This is a genomic window from Bradyrhizobium sp. B120 (genome assembly GCF_049075665.1).
Lineage (GTDB): Bacteria > Pseudomonadota > Alphaproteobacteria > Rhizobiales > Xanthobacteraceae > Bradyrhizobium.
In genome coordinates this window covers 5246468-5269667 of sequence record NZ_CP185242.1, presented here as the reverse complement: position 1 = coordinate 5269667, position 23200 = coordinate 5246468, and the positions used below count along the sequence as shown (strand labels likewise).

Sequence of the window (23200 nt, the reverse complement as noted above, 5' to 3'; positions counted from 1 at the left end):
ACATAGGCAAGAAAACATAGCCAAGGGAGGACAATCCGATGACGAGTTCCACTTTAGCAAAGGCCACGGAATCCGCCGTACCCAGCAACGCCAATCCCCTTGGGTCTGCGCCCGGCTATAAATGGCTGGTCGACGACGCCAACGTCAACATGGCGATGGCGCCGCCGCCGCCCAAGGCGGTCACGATCGACGCGCAGCCGCAAACGGTGACGGTCGATCTGCATCGCACCGCTCTCATCGTCGTCGACATGCAGAACGACTTCTGCGCGAAGGGAGGATGGGTCGACCATCTCGGCCTCGACCATACGCCGGATCGGGCGCCGATCGAGCCGCTGCAGAAGCTTCTCCCGGTGTTGCGGAACGCCGGCGTGCAAATCATCTGGCTGAACTGGGGCAATCGGCCCGATCTGAAGAACATGGCGCCGAACCAGCTCCATCTCTACAAGCCGAAGGGCGTCGGCATCGGCCTTGGCGAGCCGTTGCCGGGTAGCGGCGCGCGCGTGCTGCAGAAGGACAGTTGGGCCGCGGCCGTTGTCGATGAATTGGGGCAGGAGCCCGAGGACATTCACGTCGACAAGTACCGGATCAGCGGATTCTGGGACACGCCGCTGGACAGCATTCTGCGCAATCTCGGAACCAAGACGATCCTGTTTGCCGGTGTCAACACCGATCAATGCGTGCTGCATTCGCTCACCGACGCGAACTTCCTCGGCTACGGTTGCCTCCTGGTCGAGGACTGCTGCGCAACGACCTCGCCGGGCTACTGCGTTGAAGCAACCCTGTTCAACGTCAAGAAGTGCTTCGGCTTCGTGACGCATTCGTCAGATGTCATCGAGGCCATTTCAGGAGCACATCCAACGGCGTGACGGATCGGTCGCGCTCCGAGCGCGCACATTAGCCTTGTGACGCCGCTTGCGATTCTCGTCCACCCGAGCCCAGGCGCGGCTCGGTCCCGGCAAGCAGCCGCTGGATGTTCGCGCGATGGCGCGCGATCACGTAAAGGCCACCTGCGATGACCAGCAGCCGATAGGGCAATGGCTGCTCCAAGGTGCAGACCAGTGCGATGGCAGTGAGCGCCGCCAACATCGAGCTCAGGGAAACGATCCGGGAAATTGCCAGCACAACGCCAAAGGCTGCGGCGGCGCCTAAACCGACCGGCCAGGACAGCGCCAGCAACACGCCGAGCCCTGCCGCGGCGGATTTGCCACCCGTAAAATTCAACCAGACCGAACGGCTGTGGCCCAGCAATACGGCAAGTCCGGCCAGGCACACCGCCCAAGGCAGCAAGGTTTGCAGATCGATCGCCGTCGGTGGCGTGACCGACGGCAATGTCCCGAGCCAGGGATAGAACCAGCGGGCAAATACAATCGCCCCCGCGCCCTTCAGCACATCGACCAGCAGGACCGCCAACGCGGGCCACTTGCCCAAAGTACGCAAGACGTTCGTGGCCCCGGTGGACCTGGAGCCGTGCTCCCGGATGTCGATACCCCTCAGCAGTTTTCCCGCCAGATAGCCCGCGGGTATCGAGCCGAGAAGGTAGGCTGTCGCCAGTCCAGCTACACTCGCGATCCAGAAAATCATCGGCTTCTCCTCGATGCGCCAGTGTCAGGCAAGCGTCATCCGGAGTCTACATCTATGCGACGGCCGATGCCGCGGATATGAGAGGTGGAATCGCTTACCCGCTGCAACCCTGTTTGGAATAGGCTGGCCGCGCGATAGAAATTGCGACCGACATGCCGATCGATCGGCCATGCTGCCGCGACGGAGACAGGACACGGAATGACGACGCACGCCATCGAGATTCGCCGCCTCTTGCCTGCCGACGCTGCGCTTTATCGCGACATCCGCCTCGAGGCGCTGCGCTTCAGCCCCGAGGCGTTCGGCAGTGCGTATGAGACGGAGAGCGTTCATCCCGTCGGCTGGTTCGCGGAGAGGCTCGCGGGCGCAGTTGTGATACTTGGGGCGTTTCGGGACGGTGAATTCGCCGGCATCGTCGGCTTCATCGCGGCGGAAGGGCCGAAACGGCAGCATAAGGGCGCGCTGGTGAGCATGTATGTACGGCAGCAGGCGCGCCGCGCCGGTGTCGGCCGGCTGCTGGTCGATGCCGCGCTCGCGCTCGCCGCGCAATCGGTCGAGCTGGTGCAGCTCGTCGTGGTGAAGGGCAACGAGCCTGCCTGCCGGCTCTACCGGCGCGCCGGCTTTGTCGAGTACGGGCTGGAGAAGCATGCCCTGAAGATCGACGGCCGCTATTACGACGACATCCTGATGGCGAAGGACCTGATCGAGCGCGCCTGACGTCGCACAGGGTGGAGCGTCACAATTCTGGCGTCACGTTGCGATAGGCGCACGTCCACGCTCAACGTCGCGCATTCGTTTGCCGTCATCGCCCCGGGGATGCTGCCATGCCGAAGATCGATCTGACAAACGTGCCGGAACGCAAGGGCTCCGGCTATCCGGCCGAGTTCGCCGCACCGTGCGCGGAGCGAATCCGGCAGCGTCTCGGCGACGCCGGTGGGCTCGCCGATTTCGGCGTCAATCTGATGCGGCTGCCGCCGGGCGACTGGTCGAGCCAGCGTCATTGGCATTCGGACGAGGACGAGTTCGTCTATGTGCTCGCGGGCGAGGTGGTGCTGATCGAGGACGGCGGCGAGACGGTGCTGCGCGCCGGCGATTGCGCGGCATTCCCGAAGAATTCCGGCAACGGGCACCACATGATCAACCGGTCGCAGATGACGGCGACCTATCTCGAGGTCGGCTCGCGCTCGCGTGCCGACGTCATCACCTGTTCCGACATCGACATGATGAGCCCGAGCTCCGACGGCCGCTTCCTGCACAAGGACGGCCGGCCGTACGAATAGGTCCTGAACCGCAAGCTGCCGCGAAAATCGGCGTTGCGGATTGGCCGGCGAAGGACCAATCTTCCGGCGAGGGAGATTTGGTCGCGTCCATGACGGAATGGTATTTCATCTGGATTGACGGTCCGCGCGGACCCGAGCCGCAGAAGTGGTCGTCGGACGCGCTGTGGGGGCAGGTGGCCCGTCAGGATATCATCGTCCGTTTTGCCTTGAGCGATCGCGAGGCCGGCCTGTCGCTCGAACAGCTAGCGCGGCTGCATCCGGTGCCGCAGTGAGCTGCGTGCGGCAGCCTCACACCACCAGCCGTCCTTCGCGGTCCGCGACCGTGATCTGGGCTTCCGTTCCCGAGTTGAAGTCGAGCCGGTCGGCTTCGATGCCGTCGCTGAAGATGACGCCGTTCTCCGGCATCAGCGAGCGGACGCTGAGGCGCTCGGTGCGTTCGAGGCTGCCGCAGACCAGTGTGACCTGCGAGGTGCGGCTCGGAAACGGCTCGCGCACCGCAAAGCGCAGCGCGCCGGCGTCCCAGGCCTGCGGCAGATAGGGTGGGCTGCCGGCGCCGCCGCCGAAGCTGCCTGCGATCGCGAGCGAACCGGTGACGATGCTCTTGAACCAGGCGGTCGAGCCGAGACCGGTCGCGACGATCAGGCCGCTTGAGGACTGACGTTCCTTTTGATCGGCGAGGGCGATCTCGTAGACGGCTGATGTATGCGTGCGCGCGCCGATGAAGAGATCGTTGACGGCATAGAGGATCTGGCCGTTGGTGAGCGCGGCCTTGGCCATCGTCACCGCCTTGTGGCCGCGTCTGTCGCCCGCGACCTCGCGCAGCAGGGCAGGGAGGTCGCGCGGCACGAAGGGCAGCAGGATGCCGTCGTAGCGCCTGGCATCCGGGTTGAGTCCGATCAGCGGATGGCCGTCGAGATACTTCATCGTGTTGGCGACGACGCCGTCCTGACCGAGCGCCACCACGATGTCGGAAGGGCCGAAAATGAAGTTTGGCAGAAAAGCCCGGTCGATAATCTGGTAGCGGCCCCATTGCTCCAGCGCCTGCACGGTGACGCGGCGCTCGGCCTGGTAGACATCGTGCTCGCGCTGGTAGTCGGAGAAGTCGGCGCCGAGATGCTCGACATAGAAGCGCGCCTGCGCCGCCGTCAGGTACTTTGCGATCAGCTCCTCGAGCCGCGTCTTGCGGGTGACGAGGACGATCTTGCGGTCATTGTCGGCGGGCACGGGGAGCCTCCACGACGGGCCTGTCCAGCAGCGTGTTGAGCAGATCGGGCGAGACGTTGAGCTGGCCGATCTTCTCGGCCTTTTCGGCGATGCCGCTGAAGGCCTGCGCGATCAGCTGTCCCGGCTGCATGCCGGCTGCGGCCAGCGCCTGGATCACGCGGGTGTCGACGCCCTCGAAGATCTTCATCAGCGCGCCGACCCGATAGGCCTCGGCATCGGCCAGCGTGCGCGTGTTCTCGGCGTTGAGGCCGACGAAATCCTTGCGCTTGCTCTCCAGCGTGATGTCGGCGACCATGCCGGCCTCGCGCAGCTCGGCCTGCTTCGCCGCGACGCTCGCTTCGGCGTCCATCTGGGTCTCCCGGATCGAGCGCTTCTTCTGCTCGACCGCGATCTCGGTGTCGAGCTCGCTCTCGCGGATGGCGCGTTCCTGCTCCACCGCAAAGTTGCGCCGCGCGAAGATCGCCTCGTCCGCGCTCTTGAGGATCGCCTCGCGCGCCTCGGCCTCCAGCGCCTTGGCGGTGTCCGGCGTCGGCTTCACGCCGCGGATGGAGACGCCGAGGATTTCGAGGCCGAGGGCGGCGATATCGGCGCGAGCGCGCAGTCCGCTCTCGATCAGGCCAGCGATGCGGTCGGCGGCCTGCAGTGCTTCCTTCAGTGGCAGTTCCTTCACCGCCTGCTGCGCCAGCACCTCGACGGTCGCGAGAATCCGCTGCGGCAGCTGCTCCGGGTCGTCGGACTCGTAGGTCTTGCCGTCGGCCTTGAGCGTGAAGTTGAGCATCGCGGCGGCCTTCTGCGGCTCGCTGATCCGGTAGGTGACATGGCCCTGGATGGTCAGCGCCTGAAAGTCGCGCGCGATCTGCTGGAAGATGAAGGCGGCGTCGCGGCTGCCGATCGGCACCGCGACCAGCGAGGTGACCGGCCCATAATAGAAGCCGGACAGGCCGGCGCCCTGCTGGGTCACCGCGCCGCGGCGGTACTTCATGAGATAGGTGGTCGGCTGGGCCTTGATGAAGCGGAGACCGAACATGGCGTGCACTCCTGAATAAGTGTGTCTAGGCAACTAAGTTAGTTGGACTGTACAACTAAGTATGCTATTGTCAAGGCCAGCAACGAAAAGGTTCGCGCCGCATGGCAGAGGGGCAGGACAGCATGGCGAGCACGCCGGAACTCGACTTTCCGAGGCCGCTGACGACGGTCGACGTCGTCATTTTCGCCATACGGTCAGACGCGCTTCAGGTTCTGTTGGTTCAACGCCCAAGAGCGGAAACCGAGCCGTTTCCAGGGTCTTGGGCATTGCCCGGTGGCTTCGTCGACATTGCTGGCGATCGCGACCTCGAAGCCTGCGCCGCGCGCAAGCTGAAGGACAAGACCGGCGTGATCAGTCCGTATCTGGAGCAGCTCGGCAGCTGGGGCAGTGCCACCAGAGATCCGCGCGGCTGGTCTGCGACGCATGCCTACTTCGCATTGCTGCCGGAGCATGCCGCGGGCGGCGCGCTGGCCGCGGATGCACAGTGGTTCGCGGTCGAGGGCGAGAAGGTGCGGCCGAAGCTTGCCTTCGACCATGCCGAGATCCTGCAGGCGGCGTTGCAGCGTTTGCGCAGCAAGGTCGAGTACACGTCGCTGCCCGCCTATCTGATGCCGCCGGAATTCACGCTGCCGGAATTGCAGCGGACCTATGAGACCGTGCTCGATCGTCCGCTGGAGAAGAGTGCCTTCCGCACCCGCATGCTCGCCGCCGACCTGATCGAGCCGGTCGCGAAGATGCGCAAGGGACCGAACCGGCCGGCGCAGCTCTATCGTTTGAAGAAGTCCAGGGTGCCGGTGTTCTTTGCGCGCACGTTCAATCCGCCGGGTTGAACGTCAAACCGAGAGATCGAAGCCGGGTGTCGAGACATCGGTCAGGAACGAGGCAAGGAACATCTTGCCGAACACGTGCTTGGCCGCCGGCGTGTCGATCTTGAGCCGGCCGGCGTTTGTGGCCGCTGCGAGTTCGGCAAGCGTCGGCGCGGCGAGGCTCGTATCGGGTGCGGCGCGCGGTGCTGTCGCAGATGCGCTGAACAGCACGCCTGCGTAGTAGAGCCGGGTGAGGGCGCGGACCAATCGGAGCCGGGCGTGCAGCGCCGCGTCGAGCGGCCGGCCGAGCCAGGCGCGATGCAAAATCTCCTCCAGCTCCGGCGTTCGCGCGAAGCTGTCGCCGACAACAGCAAGATCGACCAGCGGATCGGTGCGATAGGCTGATTCCCAGTCGATCATCCAGAGCCTGTTACCGTCGAACAGGATATTGGCGGGAAGCGAGTCGTTGTGGCTCGAGACCGAGTTCGCCTCATCCCAGACATAGGCCGCGCGAATGCGTTCGAGATGTTTGTTGCACTGGTCGAGTACGCCGGGTGCGAACAGGCCGGTGCGGCAGACATGGACCCAGAGCCGAGCCACGATATCCGGATAACGCACGAAAGCCGGAAAGGTCGGCGTCGCCTGCAACCGCGCCAGCAATTCGCCGAGCGCCTTTGCCAATGCCGGCAGGCCGCCGGGATAGCGGCTGAGCGGCTGCCGCTGGATAAAATCCATCACCGCGACGCGCGACGCTTCGTCGACGTAATAGAGTCGCGGCGCGATGCCGGCCTCGGCGGCGATGCGCAGCGAAACATATTGATACGGATTGCGCAGTGGGCTCGGCACGCCTTCGATTCGTAGCAAATAATTCTTGCCGCCCGCGTCGATCCGAAACAATCGCGCCGACGTGGCGCCGCCTGCGATCGACGTCACGGCGTCGATCGATGCAGCGCCGATCACCTCACGCAACGCAGCATGCGCTGCATCGCGCTGTTCCGGTGGAAGTGCATCGAGGTCGCTCATGCTCAAAAAGTTAGCATGACGGCTATGCGTGCCGAAATCGCATTGATGTTGGGTTCCCGATCTTCAATTGCTGGTCGCGCGCGACGAAGCATGAAACAATGTCGCAAAAATCATGTCGGGAGAAAACTTGATGTCGTTCGAGCGGGGGTTGCATGGCGCCGTTGCGTGCAGGACCGTTAAGTGCAGATCATGGATCGCGTTGCCATTATTCTGCCTGATCAGCACGTTCGGAGTGATGCATCACGCCGTCGCGAACGAATCCTTGCAGATTGTGGATGCGCGCGTACCGGCTGCGGACAAAGAAGGCGGAGACCTTCCCTTGACGATGACGATCAAGAATGAGGCCGACAGCGCCGATGCGCTGCTCCGTGTGCGCTGCCCGGTCGCAAATTTTTCCGAGCGCCACATCGTCGATCGCGGTGAAGGCGCGCCCGCCATGCGCTCGATATCCAATATACCAGTCCCGGCCAAGGCGACGCTCGAGCTGAAGCGCGACGGCTATCACGTCATGCTGCTCCAGTTGCGTCAGGCGCTCGCGCCGGGCGAGACCTTCAAATGCGCGGTCGTTTTTCAGAAAGCAGGAACCATCGAGACGGAGGTACAGGTCCAGAAGTGACCCAACACAAGTGAAGGCAAGTGACTAAGGAAGGCGGCGGGCGGCACAGCCGATCGCCGGGACGCAAGGCTTCTCGCGCAACTGCCCGTGTATGACGGGCGGTTCGATCAATGAAGAACGCTGGATCCGGAGGAAATGAATTCATGACAAGGTTGAATTGGGTTAAATCGCACATGCTCGCGGCGGCAGTAGCATCCGCCGCGACCTTCGCGGGCTCTTTCGCGCTCGCGGACGATGTCAACCAGGATCGTCTGCTCAACGCTGACAAGGAAGCAGGCAACTGGCTGCACCACCACAAGAACTATTCGGCGACCCGCTTCTCGTCGCTGGCGGATATCAACAAGGACAACGTCAAGAACCTGAAGGTCGCCTGGACCATGCATCTCGGCGGCGTCGAGGGCGGCGGAATCTGGGGACACGGCGGCCTGGAGGGAACTCCGATCGTCGAGAACGGATTCATGTACGTCACCGACGGCTGGGGCTCGGTCTACAAGATCGACGCGCACGGCGGCAAAGGCGTGCTGCTCTGGAAGATGGATCCCAAGACCGACCACGACTGGGCCGGCGCGGTCGCCTGCTGCGGCGTCGACAACCGCGGCGTCGCGCTGTGGGACAACCTCGTGATCTCGCACACGCTCGACGGCCGCCTGATCGCGACCAACAAGGAGACCGGGCAGGTTGCCTGGCAGCGTCAGGTCGCCGATCCCGACAAGGGTGAGGTGATCACCGGCGCGCCACTGATCGTCAAGGGCATGGCGATCACGGGCGTCGCTGGCGCCGAATACGGCATTCGCGGCTGGATCGCCGCGACCGACCTGAAGAGCCAGAAGGAAGTCTGGCGTACCCACACCATCCCGGGTAAGGACGAACCCGGTTCCGAGACCTGGAAGGACGACAAGAACGCCAAGGCAAGCGGTGGCGGATCGACCTGGGTCACCGGCAGCTACGACCCGTCGACCAACACCATCGTCTGGGGCGTCGGCAATCCCGGACCGGACTGGGACAATGAATACCGGCCCGGCGACAACCTCTACACCGACTCGTCGCTCGGTCTCGATGCCGACACCGGCAAGATCAAGTGGCACTACCAGCACACGCCGAACGACCCTTATGACTATGACAGCGTGGCGGAGAACGTGCTGGTCGACGTCCCCGGCCCGAACAACACGACGCTGAAGCTCGCGCTCGAGGCCGACCGCAACGGCTTTGCCTATGCGGTCGATCGCAACAGCGGCAAGTTCATCTGGGGTCTGCCTTTCGTCAAGAAGGTGACCTGGACCAAGGGTCTCGACCCCGAGTCCGGCAAGCCGGTGGAGTATGATCCGAAGCAGGGTGTGCAGAAGTACAACGCGTCGGTGACGCCGAGCCGCACCAACAAGGAAACGGATATCTGTCCCGGCAACATGGGCGGCAAGAACTGGCCGCCGACCGCGTATAATCCGAACCTGAAGCTCTGGTACATTCCGGTGATCGAGAGCTGCAACCACATCAAGGTCGAGGAGATGACGCCGGACAAGGTGAAGGCGCGCGAGTTCTTCACCGGCGGCGGGCCGAGCCAGAACGTCAAGATCACCGGCAGCGTGACCGCGATCGACGTCACCACCGGCAAGGTGGCAGGGAAGGCGGAGACGCAATTCCCGAACCTCGGCGGCATCCTGGCGACGCCCGACCTCGTGTTCTCCGGACAGCCGTCCGGCGAGGTGGTCGCCTACGACGCGAAGTCGCTGCAGCAGCTCTGGCAGTTCAACACCGGCGGCGGCGTCAATGCGCCTCCGATGACGTTCTCGGTGGACGGCAAGCAGTATGTCGCGATCCTGGTTGGCCTCGGCGGTGCCTGGGACAAGTGGTTCATCGATGCCACGCCCGAGCTGAAGCGGATGCAGCCGGGCTCGATGCTCTACGTGTTCGCGCTCTGACATCGCAAGCGCGGGAGGCTTCACTGAGAGGCCTCCCGCGTCGATCTGGCCGAGAGAAATCAGACAAGAAACAGAACAAATGAAACAAAAATGGCTGGTTGGCGCGTGGCTCGGCTGCGCGCTGGTGACGGGATTTGCGAGTGCGGCGCAAGCACAGTCGGCGAGCGATCCGACCGATGCGGGCAAGGCGGTGTTCAAGCGCGGCAATTGCGTCGGCTGTCACAAATGGCACGGCAATGGCGGCGGCGGCTATGGCGGCGATGCGCTGTCGCTGCGCAAGACCGAGCTGACCCGTGAGCAGATCATCGAGACCGTGACGTGCGGACGGCCGGGCACCGGCATGCCGTTCTTCGTGCGCGGCTCCTACGACACCACGAAATGCTACGAGATGACCCGGCAGGATGTCGCGGACCGCATGCCGCCCGAGGCGAATGTGTTCCTGCGGCCGAACGAGATCGAGGCGGTCGCCGATTACGTGCTCGCCCACGTCAAGGGTAAGGGTGAGCCGAACTATGACGAATGCATCGCCTTCTTCGGCGATGGCTCGCGTGTCTGCAATATCTACAAGGAGGCCGGCCACGCCGCCGCGTCGTCCGACCAGAGCGAGAAGGCAAAGCCATGAGCAAGCTGGGATCGGCAATCCGCGGGTTGGTCTTCGCCGCGTCAGTCACCGCGGCCGTGCCGGCGATGGCCACGGCAGGTGACCTGCGCGACATCAATGTCGGCATGGACATCAGCAGCGTTCCCGACGCGGGATATATCAATCTGACCTGCGTCGGAGAGAAGACGCACCGATTGGCGGAATGGGCGCAGTGGACGGCTTGCCCGGCCGGGCCGGACCAGCTGCGCGGCATCCGCTTCGAGTATGATCGCGAGACCGCGCGGGAAGGCACCATGGTCGGCGGCCATCCGGCGATCCTGACCGTGATGGTCGACAAGGACGCCAGGATCGCGGCGCTGACGATCGAGACCGATCCGAAGGCGCGGCTCTATCTGCGCAAGAAGGCGTTCCTGCTCGGCCTGCAGGCGAAGTCGCGCTACGGCGAGGACGGCTGGAGCTGCTCGGCGGCGAAGCCGGGCGCCGACAAGCAGGAGGTCGGCGGCGTATTCGTCGACGAGACGTGCAGCAAGACCACCGATGGCCGGACGGTCCAGATCGAGCGTCACCTCTATCGTGAGCCGAACAAGGAGTTGAAGGACATGACCGACGAGACCCGGATCACGATTCGCCGCGCGGGGTTGTAGGAACATCGATCGGGCGCGTTTGCGCCGGGTAGCCCGCCCGATCTCAGGTCTCGATCGGCGCTGCGTCAATGTCGATCTGCGGCAACAGGCCGGGCGACTGCCGTTCGACCAGCTCGCGCATCTTTCCGATGATCGCTTTGCTTTCCGCCGAGACGATCGAGCTCGGGCCGGCGACGGTAATGACAAGCGGAGGCGTTTGGTCGGCCTCGGTCAGCCGCATCGCAATCGCGCTCAGGCCGGGGGTTCCCATGTCGCGCGTATAGGCGAAGCCCTGGCGGCGGATCGTCGCCAGCGCATGCTGGATATCACCGTAGCGGACCGCGGATGACGGTGCCTCCTTGGCATTGATCCGCTGCACGATCCGCCGCGCATCCTCGTCGTTCATCAGGCTGAGAAACACCCGGCCCGGAGTCGAATGGGTCAGCAGCCGCCGTGCGCCGGGCTCGAGATAATAGCGCACCGGTGTCGTGCCCTGCAGCACGCGGATATACTGGCTGTAGAGCTGGTTGCGCGCCACCACGAAAGTCGTCAGCCGTGTTGCCTCGTGCAGCTCGCGTGTGATGGCATCGAGCATCGCTCCCGGTAACCTCTGGCTCGTGAGCCAGCCGCCGAGCAGGGCGACGCGGACCGTCGGCCGGTAGCTGCGCGCCTGCCGGTCATGGTCGAGATAGCCGAGTTCGACGAGGCTCTTCAGCAGCGCCGATGTGCTCGACGGCGGATAGTTGAGCCGACGCGCGATCTCGGTCATGGTCGCGGGCCGTTCAATCTCGGCAAAATATTCGAAGATGCGGAGCACGCGATGCGCCGACTTGACGATTGACGGATCGGGGCTGCCGTCGGCGGCGCGAAACAACTCGTCATGCCGGTTGGCTTCGATCACCGTCGCCGCGGGATCGTCCGCTTGCGTGCGCACGCGGTCGGCGACGATGCGCCTGCGGCCCCGCCTGGACGGGGGCTGGGTATCGGAGCGAACTCCCTTCATCTTCTTGCCGCTCGGTCCTTGAACGCAGCGCAGCCCTGGTGCGCTGCAACATTCATTGTCGCCTTCTGCTGTCGAATGTGCAGCGAAACCAACGGAGGTCAAGCGTCCGCGGTGCAGCATGACCGGGCGTGCGATCCGCGCGTGGGCGGCATTTCCTCCACGTATCTGAAATTATTCTCGCGCGGGCGTCCGCTAGTAGACTTCGTAGCGATCGTTCCCGATGTTGCGGGCGAAGTTTGAACACCGAGCGATGACCTTGCGCACACCGGCGCGGCTGCCGCGACGTCATCCCGAACCAGGAGAGCCCCGATGCAGATGAGCGCGCGCGACCTTCGCAGCTCCAACGATGCCGCCGATCCGGCCCGCCACATCTCGCATGATTGCGCAGGCCTCAATTTCTATGATCTCGATCGCGGGCTCCGCGGCCTTCTGGGGCTCTATCTGGCGCGCGAGGATCGCGAGCGGCTGGAGCCGCACTTCAAGCGGCTCGGCGAATTGGCGGGCGGCAGGCTCGACCGGCTGGCCCGGATCGCCGACAAGCATGCGCCGGTACTCAATCCGAGGGACGCCTACGGCCGTGACGAGGACTGGATCGACTATCACCCGGCCTACCGCGAGATGGAGGCGATCGCCTTCGGCGATTTTCAGTTTCATGCCATGAGCCATCGCGCCGGTGTGCTCGGCATGGACCGGCCGCTGCCGGCCGTGGCCAAGTACGTGTTTCAGTATCTGTTCGTGCAGTCCGAGTTCGGGCTGATGTGCCCGATCAGCGTCACCGACACGTCGACACACCTGATCCGCAAGTTCGGCTCCGACGAGCTCAAGGCCTATCTGCTGCCGAAGATGCTGTCGGATGATATGGCGACGCTGTGGAAGGGTACCCAGTTCATGACCGAGCGCGCCGGCGGCTCCGACGTCGGCGCCGTCGAGACCGTCGCGCGCCGGGACGGCGACGTCTGGCGTCTGACCGGCGACAAATGGTTCTGCTCGCACGCCGATGCCGACGTCGCGCTGATGCTGGCGCGGCCGGAAGGTGCGCCCGATGGCACCAGGGGGCTCGCACTGTTCGCGCTGCCGCGCCGTCTCAAGGACGGCCGGCGCAACAGCTACCGGATCGTCCGCCTCAAGGACAAGCTCGGCACCAAATCGATGGCATCAGGCGAGATCCGGCTCGACAACGCGGTTGCCTATCTGGTCGGTGACCCCACGCAGGGCCTCAAGCAGATGATGGAGCAGGTCAACCTCTCGCGCCTGTCGCACGGCGTGCGCGCCGCCGCGATGATGCGGCGCTGTGTCAACGAGGCAGTCGTCAGCGCCTCGTCGCGCACGGCGTTTGGCCAGTGCGTCATGGATTTCCCGCTGCTGCGCCGTCAGCTGATGAAGCTGATCGTGCCGACCGAGCAGGCGCTGTCGATGATGCTGGTGGCCGCGCGGGCGATGGACGATGCCAATGCCGGCTCGGCGGAGGCAAGGGACCTGCTGCGCATCCTGACGCCGCTGTTGAAGTATCGCGCCTGCCGCGACAACATTCCGGTCGCCACCGGTGCGATGGAGGTGCGCGGCGGCAACGGCTACATCGAGGAATGGGTGCAGCCACGGCTGGTGCGCGACGCCCATGTCGGCGTGCTCTGGGAGGGCACCAGCAACATCAACGCGCTCGACATCATTTCGCGCGCCGTCGGCAAGAGCGGCGCGCACCGGGCGCTTGCCACTGTCCTTCAGGCGCGCCTCGAGGAGGCGAAGGCGTTGCCCGAGCCGTTCCGCAAGCGCCTTCGGATCGCGCTCGACCGCGCGGTCGGCTTTGCCGAGCAGGTCGCGGCCGATCCCGGCTCGGAGCACACGGCGCGGCTTGCCGCCAGCGCGCTCTACCATGCGACCTCGGCGATCACGCTCGCATGGGAAGGATCCCAGCCGGAGGTCGATGCGAGGCGGCTGTTGCTGTCGCGCTTCGTGCTCGAGCATCGCCTGACCGCCAAGGACCCGCTGGCGCCGGCCGACGATGCGTGGGAGCGCGAGGCCATCGCGCTGGTGCTCGGGAATGAAGCGGTTCCGCTCGCACAGGCAGCGGCGTTGCTGGATGCCTGATCGCCAGGTCTTGGCGCGGATCAATGTCGCGCCAGCAGCACCACGATGATCAGGACGAGGATGGCGCACAGCACCTTCCAGAAGGTCACGGGATCGCGGTCGTGCAGCGATTTGCGCGTCGTGACGGCGGGGCCGGCCCAGGTCGCGCCGTTCTCCAGTTCATGCGCGAACTCGATGGCGTCGCCGAAGCGTTGCGCGGGCTCGATACTGAGCGCCTTGCCGATCACGGCATCGAGCCAGGCCGGCAGGTCCGGCCGGTAGCGTGACAGCGGTGCCGGCTTGCCGAACCGTGGCCGCGAGAACGGCTCGATCTCGCCGAACGGATAGTTCGCGGTGAACATACGGTAGACGGTAACGCCGAGCGCAAACAGGTCGGAGGCCTCGTCGCCGGCCTTGCCGCCGAACAGTTCCGGCGCCATGTAGCTCGCCGTGCCCGGAATATCCTCGGCGGGAAAATCCTCCAGCAGCGGCACGCGCGCGACGCCGAGATCGACGAGGCGCAATCCGCCGTCTTTCAGCAGGATCACATTGTCGGGCTTGATGTCGCGATGGATGATGCCGGCGCGGTGTAGCGCCGTGACCGCGCGCACCAGCTTGGTTGCGATCGCAATGCCTTCGGTGAGCGACAGCCGCGGCGCGCGGCCAAGCCGCTGCTCCAGCGTTTCGCCCTCGTAGAGGGGCATCGCCGAATAGAGCCTGGTCTGCCGCTCCGCCGGCACCTCGATGATTTCGCCGATCCAGAGGCTGCGCACGCGTGCGGCGACCCAGGCCTCGCGCACGAAGGCGAGGCGGTAGGAGCCTTCGCTGGCGACCCGCGGATGCGGAAACTTCAGCACGACCTCGCGGCCGGCGCGCTTGTCGGTCGCTCTGAACAGGCGGCTGTAGCGTCCGTCGGACAGCACGTCGGAGAGTGCGAAATCGTCGATCGTGTCGCCGCTCTCCGGCAAGTCCAAAATCGGCAAGGTCGCGATCGCGTGGGTGAGATCGTCGCGGTCCGCCGGTGGCAGGTCGACGACGTCGAGCAACAGCGCGGTCGTGTTGTCGCTGCTGCCGGCCGCGAGCGCGGCATCGACGATGCTGCGCGCCGATTCGTCGGGCGGCGTGCGTTCCTCCAGCAGCTGCTGGAGGCGGGAATCGCCGAGCGCGCCGTGAACCCCGTCGCTGCAGATGACGAGGCGGTCATGTTGCCGGAGCCCGACGGAAGTGTAGTCGAAGCGGGCGAACTCCTCGAAACCGATGGCGCGGCTGAGCAGATGGGCGAGGTCGCCGCGGCCGGCGATGTGGTCCTGCGTCAGCCGCTCGAGCCGTCCGTCGCTCAGGCGGTAGGCGCGGGTGTCGCCGATATGGATCACATGGCATTGCCGACGCGACAGGATGATCGAGGAGAACGCGCAGGCCATGCCGCTGCGCGCAGCATCGACGCGGCCCTGGCCGTAGATCCAGCTGTTGGCGGCTTCAAGTGCCCGCGCGGCGCGGCGGCGGACGCCGAGCGTCTCGGGCAGCGAATAATAGGCGTCGATGAAGCTGCGGACCGCGACCTCCGCGGCCTCGCGTCCGCCCTTGTGGCCGCCGACGCCGTCGGCGACCGCGGCCACCACCTCGCGATGCAGCGCGCCCGGCTGGCCGAGGCAGGCCGCGACATAGTCTTCATTGGCGGCGCGCTTGCCGGTCTCGCTGGCGAAACCGACGCGTACGCCCAGATCGTGTTGCGCGCCGTTCGACACGTCCGAACCCGTCCTTTTCGGAGCGGGCCGTTAGACGCGCGCTCCCGACACCGCGCCCCAGGTGGTGCGCCAGCGGACCTTGACCATCGCAAGTCCGATGAAGCCAAGCAACGCCAGCACGCCGAAGAACAGGAAGCCGGCGCCGAAGCCGCCGGTCATGCCCTTGGCGAAGCCAAGCGTCTGGGCGAGGAAGAAGCCGCCAATGCCGCCGGCGCAGCCGACAAGTCCGGTCATCAGGCCGATCTCGTGGCGGAAGCGCAGCGGGATCAGCTGGAACACCGCGCCATTGCCCATGCCGAGCGCCAGCACGCCGATCGAGAACAGCAGCACCGAGATCCAGGCGATGCGCGGCAGCTCGGTCAACGCCCAGCCGCCCGCAGCCGGCGCGGTCGGGCCCTCCGGCATGAAGGCGATGACGAGATAGGCCGCGACGACGACGCCGAACAAGATCGACAGCGAACGAATGCCGCCGATGCGGTCGGCAATCATGCCGCCCACGGGGCGGAAGCCCGAGCCGAACGCGACGATCAGCGCGACCAGCATGCCGGCCGCGACGCCCGAGACGTGATACTGCACGGTGAAATAGAGTGGCAGCGCGTTGGCGAGGCCGACAAAGCCGCCGAACGTGATGAAGTAGAAGAACATGAACCAGCGGCTGTCGGAATCCTTCAGCAGCGCGCCGTAGGCTTGCAGCGAGATCTTCTTGCGCTCGCCCGGCGCGTCCTTGGCCGCGAGCGCGTAATAGGCAAGCACCATCAGCATCGGGATCAGGAGGCATCCGAACACGGCCTGCCAGCCCCAATGTTCGGCAATGCTCGGTGCGAGCAGCGTGTCGAGCACGACGCCCATATTGCCGGCACCGGCGATCCCCATGACCACGCCCTGATATTGCGGCGGATACCAGCGGCTGGCCTGGGGCAGGGCGACCGCGAACGAGGCGCCGCCGACGCCGAGCGCAAGCCCGAACAGCTCGATCGAGAGCTTGCTGGTCAGCCCGAAATGCCAGACCGACGCGGTCGCGGCGATCACGACGAGCTGGGCGATGATGCCGGTGCGCTTGGCGCCGATGATGTCGGCGAGAATGCCCATCGGCACGCGCAACAATGCGCCGGCGAGCACCGGAATGGCGACCAGGGTGAACTTCTCGTTCACGGCCAGATTCATGTCGCGCGCGATGTAGACGATCAGCGGTCCGAGCGCGACCCACGCCATGAAACTGATGTCGAAGTACAGGAACGCGGCGAGCAGGGTCGGCCAGTGACCTGCCTTCTTGAACTCGGCTAGCTTCATCGCAACGTCTCGCGGTGATGCGGCGGAGATAGCCGCACGGGTGCGGCTCTCTCGGGCGCAGATAAATCGAATGTGGGTGAATGGTGAGCGCGCTCGTCGTTGAGACGCACTCCGTCAACCGTTCAGATCAGCAATTTGCGTGCCATCGAATCGATCGCGCCGCTTTGCCTTGCAGTCGCAAGACGTTGCTACGAGATCGCGAACCGCGTCGCGCGATCGGGATTGGCGTGGCTAGCGGCAAGCGCCGCCGCGCAAACGCGCACGCTGATGCTTTCTTGTGCGATGCGTCACGAGCGCGCGATGGCGTATCAATGACGGGTTCACGTTTGCGGCCGCGGCCGCCGATGCTGTGATGCACAAGAGATCATCGGCGTGGCTAAAAAATCGGCCTGCCGTCCGCGCGGCGCATCATGAGGCAGATTCGAGATTGCCGAGAACCCATTGATTTTGCGTCCAAATCCGTTCGCCCAAAGTTGGCACGCGTTTTGAATACCAATCGATAACGGAACATCGGTCGTCATCGAAGACGGTCTGCGCCCGCGGCTGGGCTTCCTACAACTCCAAACCTTATCGGTGCCCATCAACGACGCACATCGCGTCGCTGCGTAGCGCCGTCGGAATTGAAAGGCAGACCATGCTCGACAAAGTGACCAAGCAGAAGCTCGTGGTGATCGGCAACGGGATGGCCGGCATCCGCACGGTGGAGGCGCTGCTCGAGCGCGCACCCGATCTCTACGACATCACGGTGTTCGGCTCCGAGCCGTACGGCAATTACAACCGCATCCTGCTGTCGCCGGTGCTCGCCGGCGAGAAGACCGTCGACGACATCATGCTCAACACCGTCGACTGGTACGAGGACAACAACATCACGCTGCGCAAGGGCGAGACGATCAGCATGATCGATCGCCGGACCTGCGAAGTCGTCACCGATGCCGGCGATCGCGTGCCTTATGACCGCCTTTTGATCGCGACCGGCTCAAACCCGATCATGCTGCCGCTGCCGGGCAAGGACCTGCCGGGCGTGATCGGCTTCCGCGACATCTATGATGTCGACCGCATGATCAAGGCCTCGACCGACTACCGCAACGCCGTCGTGATCGGCGGCGGCCTGCTCGGCCTCGAAGCCGCCAACGGGCTGATGAAGCGCGGCATGAACGTCACGGTGGTGCATCTGCTCGACACCTTGATGGAGCGCCAGCTCGATCCCGTGGCCGGCGGGCTGCTGCGTAAGTCGCTGGAAGAGCGCGGCATGGTGTTCAAGATGCCGGCGCAGACCCAGGCGATCCTCGGCGAGGACCGCGTCACCGGCGTGCGCTTCGGCGACGGCACCGAGCTGGCGGCCGATCTCGTGGTGATGGCGGTCGGCATCCGCCCGAACTTCGAGCTCGCCAAGAAGGCCGGGCTGTACTGCGAACGCGGCATCGTCGTCTCCGACACCATGCAGACCTATGACGGCCGCATCTACGCGGTCGGCGAATGCGTGCAGCACCGCCGCCAGACCTATGGTCTCGTTGCGCCGCTGTTCGACCAGGCCAAGGTCTGCGCCAACCATCTTGCGATGAAGGGCTTTGCCACCTATGACGGCTCGGTGACCTCGACCAAGCTGAAGGTCACCGGCATCGACCTGTTCTCGGCCGGCGACTTCGCGCCGGGCCCGGACAAGGAGGAGATCGTGCTGCAGGACGCCAATCGCGGCGTCTACAAGCGCATCATCCTGAAGGACAAGAAGATCGTCGGTGCCGTGCTCTATGGCGATACCATCGACGGCCCCTGGTACTTCCAGCATCTGCGCGACGGCACCGACGTCTCGCACATGCGCGAGCGCCTGGTGTTCGGCGCCGCCAATCTGGGCGACGGCGGCGTCAACGGCCAGAACTCGGTTGCCGCGATGAGCGACGAGACCGAGATCTGCGGCTGCAACGGCGTCTGCAAGGGCGCGATCGTCAAGGCGATCTCCGAGAAGAAGCTGTTCACGCTCGACGACGTCCGCGCCCATACCAAGGCGTCGTCGTCCTGCGGCTCCTGCACCGGCCTGGTCGAGCAGGTGCTGGCGTTCACGCTCGGCGGCGACTATTCGGCGGCGCCGAAGGTCAAGCCGCTGTGCAAGTGCACCGATCATAGCCACGACGACGTTCGCCGCGTCATCGTCGAGCAGCAGCTCAAGACCATTCCCGCCGTGATGCGCTTCATGGAGTGGAAGACGCTGAACGGCTGCCATTCCTGCCGTCCGGCGCTGAACTACTATCTGCTCGCGACCTGGCCGGGCGAATATCGCGACGACCAGCAGTCGCGCTTCATCAACGAGCGCGTCCACGCCAACATCCAGAAGGACGGCACCTATTCGGTGGTGCCGCGGATGTGGGGCGGCGTCACCACGCCGAGTGAGCTGCGCGCCATCGCCGATGTCGCCGAGAAGTTCAACATCCCGACGGTGAAGGTCACCGGCGGCCAGCGCATCGACCTGCTCGGCGTCAAGAAGGAGGACCTTCCGGCGGTGTGGGCCGATCTCAACGATGCCGGTATGGTGTCGGGCCATGCCTACGCCAAGGGCCTGCGCACGGTGAAGACCTGCGTCGGCTCCGAATGGTGCCGCTTCGGCACCCAGGACTCCACCGGTCTCGGCGTCAAGCTCGAGAAGTTCATGTGGGGCTCGTGGACGCCGGCCAAGGTCAAGCTCGGCGTCTCGGGCTGCCCGCGGAATTGCGCGGAAGCGACCTGCAAGGACGTCGGCGTGGTCTGCGTCGATTCCGGCTACGAGATCCACTTCGCCGGCGCCGCGGGCTTGCACATCAAGGGCACCGAGTTCCTGACCAAGGTCGAGACCGAGGACGAGACGCTCGAGGTGATCGTGGCGCTGACCCAGCTCTATCGCGAGGAGGGCTGGTATCTGGAGCGCATGTACAAATGGTGCGACCGCGTCGGCCTCGAGCAGATCAGGAAGCGCGTGGTCGACGACATCGCGAACCGCAAGGCGCTGTTCGCCCGCTTTGCCCATTCGCAGCAGTTCGCGCAGACCGATCCGTGGGCCGAGCGCGCCAGCCGCGGCGTCGACCGCAACGAGTTCGCGCCTCTCGCCGAATTGGAGCTCGCATGACCAGCTGGATCGAAATCGGCGCGCTCGACGACATTCCGCGGCTCGGCTCGCGCGTGGTGCGGACGCCGGGCGGCAACATCGCGGTGTTCCGGACCGAGAGCGACGAGGTGTTCGCGCTCGACGATCGCTGCCCGCACAAGGGCGGGCCGCTCTCGCAGGGCATCGTGCACAACAAGCGCGTGACCTGTCCGCTGCATAATTTCGTCATCGAGCTGGCGAGCGGGCAGGCGGTCGCGCCTGATGAAGGCTGCACCCATACCCATCCGGCCAAGGTCGAGAACGGCGTTGTCTGGCTGTCGCTGCGGCAGGCGGCTGCGGTGAGCTGAGCGGGCAAGGATCGGCCAGCCATGTCCGTCAAGACCACGTGTCCCTATTGCGGTGTCGGCTGTGGCGTCATCGCGTCGAAGGACGCGGCGGGCGCCGTCCGGGTCGAAGGAGACAAGCAGCATCCGGCCAATTTCGGCCGGCTCTGCAGCAAAGGCTCGGCGCTCGCCGAGACCATCGATCTCGACGGGCGTCTGCTCGCGCCTGTTGTCGACGGCGCGCCGGCGGGCTGGGATGACGCGCTCGATCGTGTCGCCGATGGCTTCAGTCGCGTTATTCGCGAGCACGGACCTGACGCGGTCGCGTTCTACGTCTCCGGCCAGCTCCTGACCGAGGACTATTACGTCATCAACAAGCTCGCCAAGGGCTTCGTCGGCACCGCCAATATCGACACCAATTCGCGGCTGTGCATGGCCTCCAGCGTCGCCGGACACAAGCGCGCGTTCGGCAGCGACACCGTGCCGGGCTGCTACGAGGATCTCGAGCAGGCCGACCTTCTGGTGCTGGTCGGCTCCAACGCCTCCTGGTGCCATCCGATCCTGCATCAGCGTATGCTGGCGGCGAAGGAGAAGAACCCGGCGTGCAAGATCGTGGTGATCGATCCGCGCCGCACCGCGACCTGCGAGGGCGCCGATCTGCATCTGCCGCTGCGCTCCGGCAGCGATTCCGTGCTGTTCAACGGGCTGTTCGCATTCCTCGCCGGCAGCAACGCGGTCGATCGCGGCTTTGTCGGCAATTGCACGACGGGAATCGTCGACGCCCTCAAGCAGGTGGCCGGCCAGACCCTGGCGCAGACGGCTGCGACGTGTGGGCTGAGCGAAGGCGCGGTCGGACTGTTCTTCGACTGGTTCACCCGGACCGAGCGCGTCGTCACGCTGTACTCGCAGGGCATCAACCAGTCGTCGAGCGGCGTCGACAAGGTCAACGCCATCATCAATTGCCATCTGTTGACCGGGCGGATCGGCCGTCCCGGCATGGGGCCGTTCTCGCTCACCGGCCAGCCCAACGCGATGGGCGGCCGCGAGGTCGGCGGCCTCGCCAACCAGCTTGCCGCGCATATGGAGCTCGAGAACCCGGCGCATCGCGATCTGGTGCAGCGGTTCTGGCGCGCGCCTGTGATTGCGGAGAAGGGCGGGCTGAAGGCGGTCGACATGTTCGATGCCATCGCGAGTGGCCGCATCAAGGCGGTGTGGATCATCTCGACCAATCCGGTGGTGAGCTTGCCCGATGCCGACCGCGCCCGCGCCGCGCTCGACGCCTGCGAGCTCGTCGTGGTGACGGATTGCATGCGCGACACCGACACCACGCGGCATGCCGACGTGCTGCTGCCGGCCTTGGCGTGGGGCGAGAAGGACGGCACCGTCACCAATTCCGAGCGCCGGATCTCGCGGCAGCGGCCGTTCCTCGCCGCGCCCGGCGAGGCGCGCGCCGACTGGCGGATCATCTGCGACGTCGCCGCCCGCATGGGCTATTCCGGCTTCGATTACGCGTCAGCCGCAGACGTGTTCCGCGAGCACGCCGAACTGTCCGGCTTCGAGAATAACGGCCAGCGCGATTTCGATATCTCGGCGCTGGCTGCGCTCGATGACGGCGCCTATGACGCGCTGGCGCCGGTGCAGTGGCCGGTGACATCGGAGTATCCGGCCGGCACGCCCCGGATGTTCGAGAGCCAGAAATTCTTCACGCCCGACCGCAAGGCGCGCTTCGTGCCGATCGCTCCGCGCGCGGCGCGGCATGCGACCAGCCGCGACTTTCCGCTGGTGCTCAACACCGGTCGCGTCCGCGATCAGTGGCACACCATGACCCGGACCGGGAAAACCGGACGGCTGCTGTCGCATATCTTCGAGCCCTATGCCGAGTTTCACCCCGAGGACGCGCGGCAGGCCGGTCTGCAGAACGAAGGATTGACGCGGCTGACCAGCAACTGGGGCGAGATGATCGCGCGCGTCGTGGTCAGCGCCGACCAGCGCCGCGGCTGCGTGTTCGTGCCGATGCACTGGAACGAGGAATTTGCCGGCGAGGGGCGCGTCAACGCGCTGGTCAATCCGGCGGTCGATCCGCTGTCCGGCCAGCCGGAGTCCAAGCACACGCCGGTCAAGGCCGATCCTTACGCGCCGAAATGGCACGCCTTCATCCTGAGCCGCGATGCGATCAAGCGTCCGGCAAGCGGCTACTGGGTTTACGGCAAGGCCGGCGATTGCACGCGGCTGGAGCTCGCGCTCGACGTCCGCCCGGAGAGCTGGCGCGACTGGGCGCGGACGCAGCTCGGCCTCGAAGGCGTCGAGATCGAATGGATCGCCTATCGCGATCCGGCCGCGGGCCGTTTCCGCTACGCGGCGGTGCGCGACGGCCGGCTCGAGGGCTGCGTGTTCATCGCGCCCAACCACGCGCTGCCGTCGCGGGCGTGGCTGACCGGGTTGTTCGCGGAGCAGCAATTGTCGGCCAATGCGCGGATGGCGCTGCTCGCCGGGCGGCCGTTCGGCGCCGGCGAGGATGTTGGGCCGATCGTCTGCTCCTGCTTCAGCGTCGGACGACACCAGATCACCGCCGAGATCAGGAAGGGCGCGGGCAGCGTCGAGGCGATCGGCCGCTGCCTGAAGGCCGGCACCAATTGCGGCGGCTGCAAGCCCGAGATCGGGAAGCTGATCGGCGCCACCGCGCAGCCGCGGCAGGCGATCGCGTCCTGAGGCTCGCTGCCCGCGCGAGCCGAGCGAATGATCGCATGATCCGAAAAGTGCGAAGCGGCTGTATTCATTGCGTATTGCCGGAAGACGTGCAATAGTTTCCTCAAGAAACTTCAGATAGCGTTCGTTCAGATGGAAGCCGCAATAGAAAATACGGTTTGCAGTATCTGGCGCCGCAGTTGCGATTCCATCACGTTTCGATTGATTCCGTACAAATCATTCATCAATTTTCCAGCACTTCGATCGAAGTGCCAAGTTGCGTGCGCCAATGATTTAAGGCTGAAGGCCGGCAGGTGACCGAA

The 23200-nt window shown here is 65.2% G+C and carries 20 protein-coding genes; 13 read left to right on the top strand and 7 right to left on the bottom strand.

Annotated features, from left to right (window positions below):
• The first annotated feature begins 38 nt into the window (after window positions 1–38).
• A complete protein-coding gene (locus ACOIX3_RS24335) occupies window positions 39–866 on the top strand; it encodes a cysteine hydrolase family protein (RefSeq protein ID WP_420964599.1) in 828 nt (275 codons plus the stop codon).
• A gap of 28 nt (window positions 867–894) precedes the next feature.
• Here the strand turns inward: ACOIX3_RS24335 and plsY are convergent, their stop codons facing one another.
• On the bottom strand, window positions 895–1581 hold the full coding sequence (plsY, locus tag ACOIX3_RS24330; protein WP_420964598.1) for a glycerol-3-phosphate 1-O-acyltransferase PlsY: 687 nt from the start codon (window positions 1579–1581) through the stop codon (window positions 895–897).
• A 198-nt stretch (window positions 1582–1779) separates the two neighbouring features.
• Here plsY and ACOIX3_RS24325 point away from each other — a divergent pair, with 198 nt between their 5' ends.
• The 3 genes from ACOIX3_RS24325 to ACOIX3_RS24315 all read left to right on the top strand — a co-directional run bounded on the left by ACOIX3_RS24325 (window position 1780) and on the right by ACOIX3_RS24315 (window position 3130).
• Complete coding sequence (locus ACOIX3_RS24325; RefSeq protein WP_420964597.1) at window positions 1780–2295, top strand: GNAT family N-acetyltransferase; 516 nt, start codon at window positions 1780–1782, stop codon at window positions 2293–2295.
• A 107-nt stretch (window positions 2296–2402) separates the two neighbouring features.
• On the top strand, window positions 2403–2858 hold the full coding sequence (locus tag ACOIX3_RS24320) for a cupin domain-containing protein (RefSeq protein WP_420964596.1): 456 nt from the start codon (window positions 2403–2405) through the stop codon (window positions 2856–2858).
• Between the two features lie 89 nt (window positions 2859–2947).
• Window positions 2948–3130, top strand: a complete 183-nt coding sequence (locus tag ACOIX3_RS24315; RefSeq protein WP_420964595.1) for a hypothetical protein — start codon at window positions 2948–2950, stop codon at window positions 3128–3130.
• A 16-nt stretch (window positions 3131–3146) separates the two neighbouring features.
• On the opposite strand, the gene ACOIX3_RS24310 is transcribed toward ACOIX3_RS24315, so the two are convergent.
• Together ACOIX3_RS24310 and ACOIX3_RS24305 are read right to left on the bottom strand one after the other, a co-directional pair.
• Window positions 3147–4082, bottom strand: a complete 936-nt coding sequence (locus ACOIX3_RS24310) for a sugar kinase (RefSeq protein WP_420964594.1) — start codon at window positions 4080–4082, stop codon at window positions 3147–3149.
• Window positions 4066–5109: an SPFH domain-containing protein gene (locus tag ACOIX3_RS24305; protein ID WP_420964593.1), complete on the bottom strand. Its 1044-nt coding sequence runs from the start codon at window positions 5107–5109 to the stop codon at window positions 4066–4068. The genes ACOIX3_RS24310 and ACOIX3_RS24305 overlap by 17 nt, the downstream gene beginning before the upstream one ends.
• 101 nt (window positions 5110–5210) lie before the next feature.
• Between ACOIX3_RS24305 and ACOIX3_RS24300 the strand changes: the two genes are divergently transcribed.
• Window positions 5211–5939 (top strand): NUDIX hydrolase, encoded by a 729-nt coding sequence (locus tag ACOIX3_RS24300; RefSeq protein ID WP_420964592.1) that lies wholly within the window; start codon window positions 5211–5213, stop codon window positions 5937–5939.
• A gap of 3 nt (window positions 5940–5942) precedes the next feature.
• On the opposite strand, the gene ACOIX3_RS24295 is transcribed toward ACOIX3_RS24300, so the two are convergent.
• Window positions 5943–6938 carry a phosphotransferase gene (locus tag ACOIX3_RS24295; RefSeq protein WP_420964591.1) on the bottom strand — a complete coding sequence of 332 codons (996 nt, stop codon included), beginning with the start codon at window positions 6936–6938 and terminating at the stop codon, window positions 5943–5945.
• 130 nt (window positions 6939–7068) lie between these two features.
• Here ACOIX3_RS24295 and ACOIX3_RS24290 point away from each other — a divergent pair, with 130 nt between their 5' ends.
• From ACOIX3_RS24290 to ACOIX3_RS24275, 4 genes are all read left to right on the top strand, one after another.
• Window positions 7069–7554, top strand: a complete 486-nt coding sequence (locus ACOIX3_RS24290) for a copper chaperone PCu(A)C (RefSeq protein ID WP_420964590.1) — start codon at window positions 7069–7071, stop codon at window positions 7552–7554.
• Between the two features lie 143 nt (window positions 7555–7697).
• Window positions 7698–9470 carry a PQQ-dependent dehydrogenase, methanol/ethanol family gene (locus ACOIX3_RS24285; RefSeq protein WP_420964589.1) on the top strand — a complete coding sequence of 591 codons (1773 nt, stop codon included), beginning with the start codon at window positions 7698–7700 and terminating at the stop codon, window positions 9468–9470.
• A gap of 79 nt (window positions 9471–9549) precedes the next feature.
• Window positions 9550–10092 carry a c-type cytochrome gene (locus tag ACOIX3_RS24280; RefSeq protein ID WP_420964588.1) on the top strand — a complete coding sequence of 181 codons (543 nt, stop codon included), beginning with the start codon at window positions 9550–9552 and terminating at the stop codon, window positions 10090–10092.
• Window positions 10089–10715, top strand: coding sequence for a hypothetical protein (locus tag ACOIX3_RS24275; protein ID WP_420964587.1), 627 nt, complete (start codon window positions 10089–10091; stop codon window positions 10713–10715). The genes ACOIX3_RS24280 and ACOIX3_RS24275 overlap by 4 nt, the downstream gene beginning before the upstream one ends.
• Before the next feature lie 43 nt (window positions 10716–10758).
• On the opposite strand, the gene ACOIX3_RS24270 is transcribed toward ACOIX3_RS24275, so the two are convergent.
• Entirely contained in the window at window positions 10759–11697 is a 939-nt protein-coding gene (locus tag ACOIX3_RS24270) for an IclR family transcriptional regulator (protein WP_420964586.1), read from the bottom strand.
• 309 nt (window positions 11698–12006) lie between these two features.
• Between ACOIX3_RS24270 and ACOIX3_RS24265 the strand changes: the two genes are divergently transcribed.
• A complete protein-coding gene (locus ACOIX3_RS24265) occupies window positions 12007–13782 on the top strand; it encodes an acyl-CoA dehydrogenase family protein (RefSeq protein WP_420964585.1) in 1776 nt (591 codons plus the stop codon).
• Window positions 13783–13802: 20 nt separating this feature from the next.
• Here ACOIX3_RS24265 and ACOIX3_RS24260 read toward each other — a convergent pair whose 3' ends face one another.
• Window positions 13803–15506 (bottom strand): protein kinase domain-containing protein, encoded by a 1704-nt coding sequence (locus tag ACOIX3_RS24260; RefSeq protein ID WP_420964584.1) that lies wholly within the window; start codon window positions 15504–15506, stop codon window positions 13803–13805.
• A 30-nt stretch (window positions 15507–15536) separates the two neighbouring features.
• Window positions 15537–16796 (bottom strand): MFS transporter, encoded by a 1260-nt coding sequence (locus ACOIX3_RS24255; RefSeq protein ID WP_420964583.1) that lies wholly within the window; start codon window positions 16794–16796, stop codon window positions 15537–15539.
• A gap of 634 nt (window positions 16797–17430) precedes the next feature.
• Here ACOIX3_RS24255 and nirB point away from each other — a divergent pair.
• The 3 genes from nirB to ACOIX3_RS24240 are packed head-to-tail and all read left to right on the top strand — an operon-like array spanning window position 17431 to window position 22901.
• Window positions 17431–19890 carry a nitrite reductase large subunit NirB gene (nirB, locus tag ACOIX3_RS24250; RefSeq protein ID WP_342728461.1) on the top strand — a complete coding sequence of 820 codons (2460 nt, stop codon included), beginning with the start codon at window positions 17431–17433 and terminating at the stop codon, window positions 19888–19890.
• Complete coding sequence (gene nirD / locus ACOIX3_RS24245; protein WP_420964582.1) at window positions 19887–20216, top strand: nitrite reductase small subunit NirD; 330 nt, start codon at window positions 19887–19889, stop codon at window positions 20214–20216. The genes nirB and nirD overlap by 4 nt, the downstream gene beginning before the upstream one ends.
• A gap of 21 nt (window positions 20217–20237) precedes the next feature.
• Entirely contained in the window at window positions 20238–22901 is a 2664-nt protein-coding gene (locus tag ACOIX3_RS24240; RefSeq protein WP_420964581.1) for a molybdopterin-dependent oxidoreductase, read from the top strand.
• Window positions 22902–23200 lie beyond the last annotated feature (299 nt).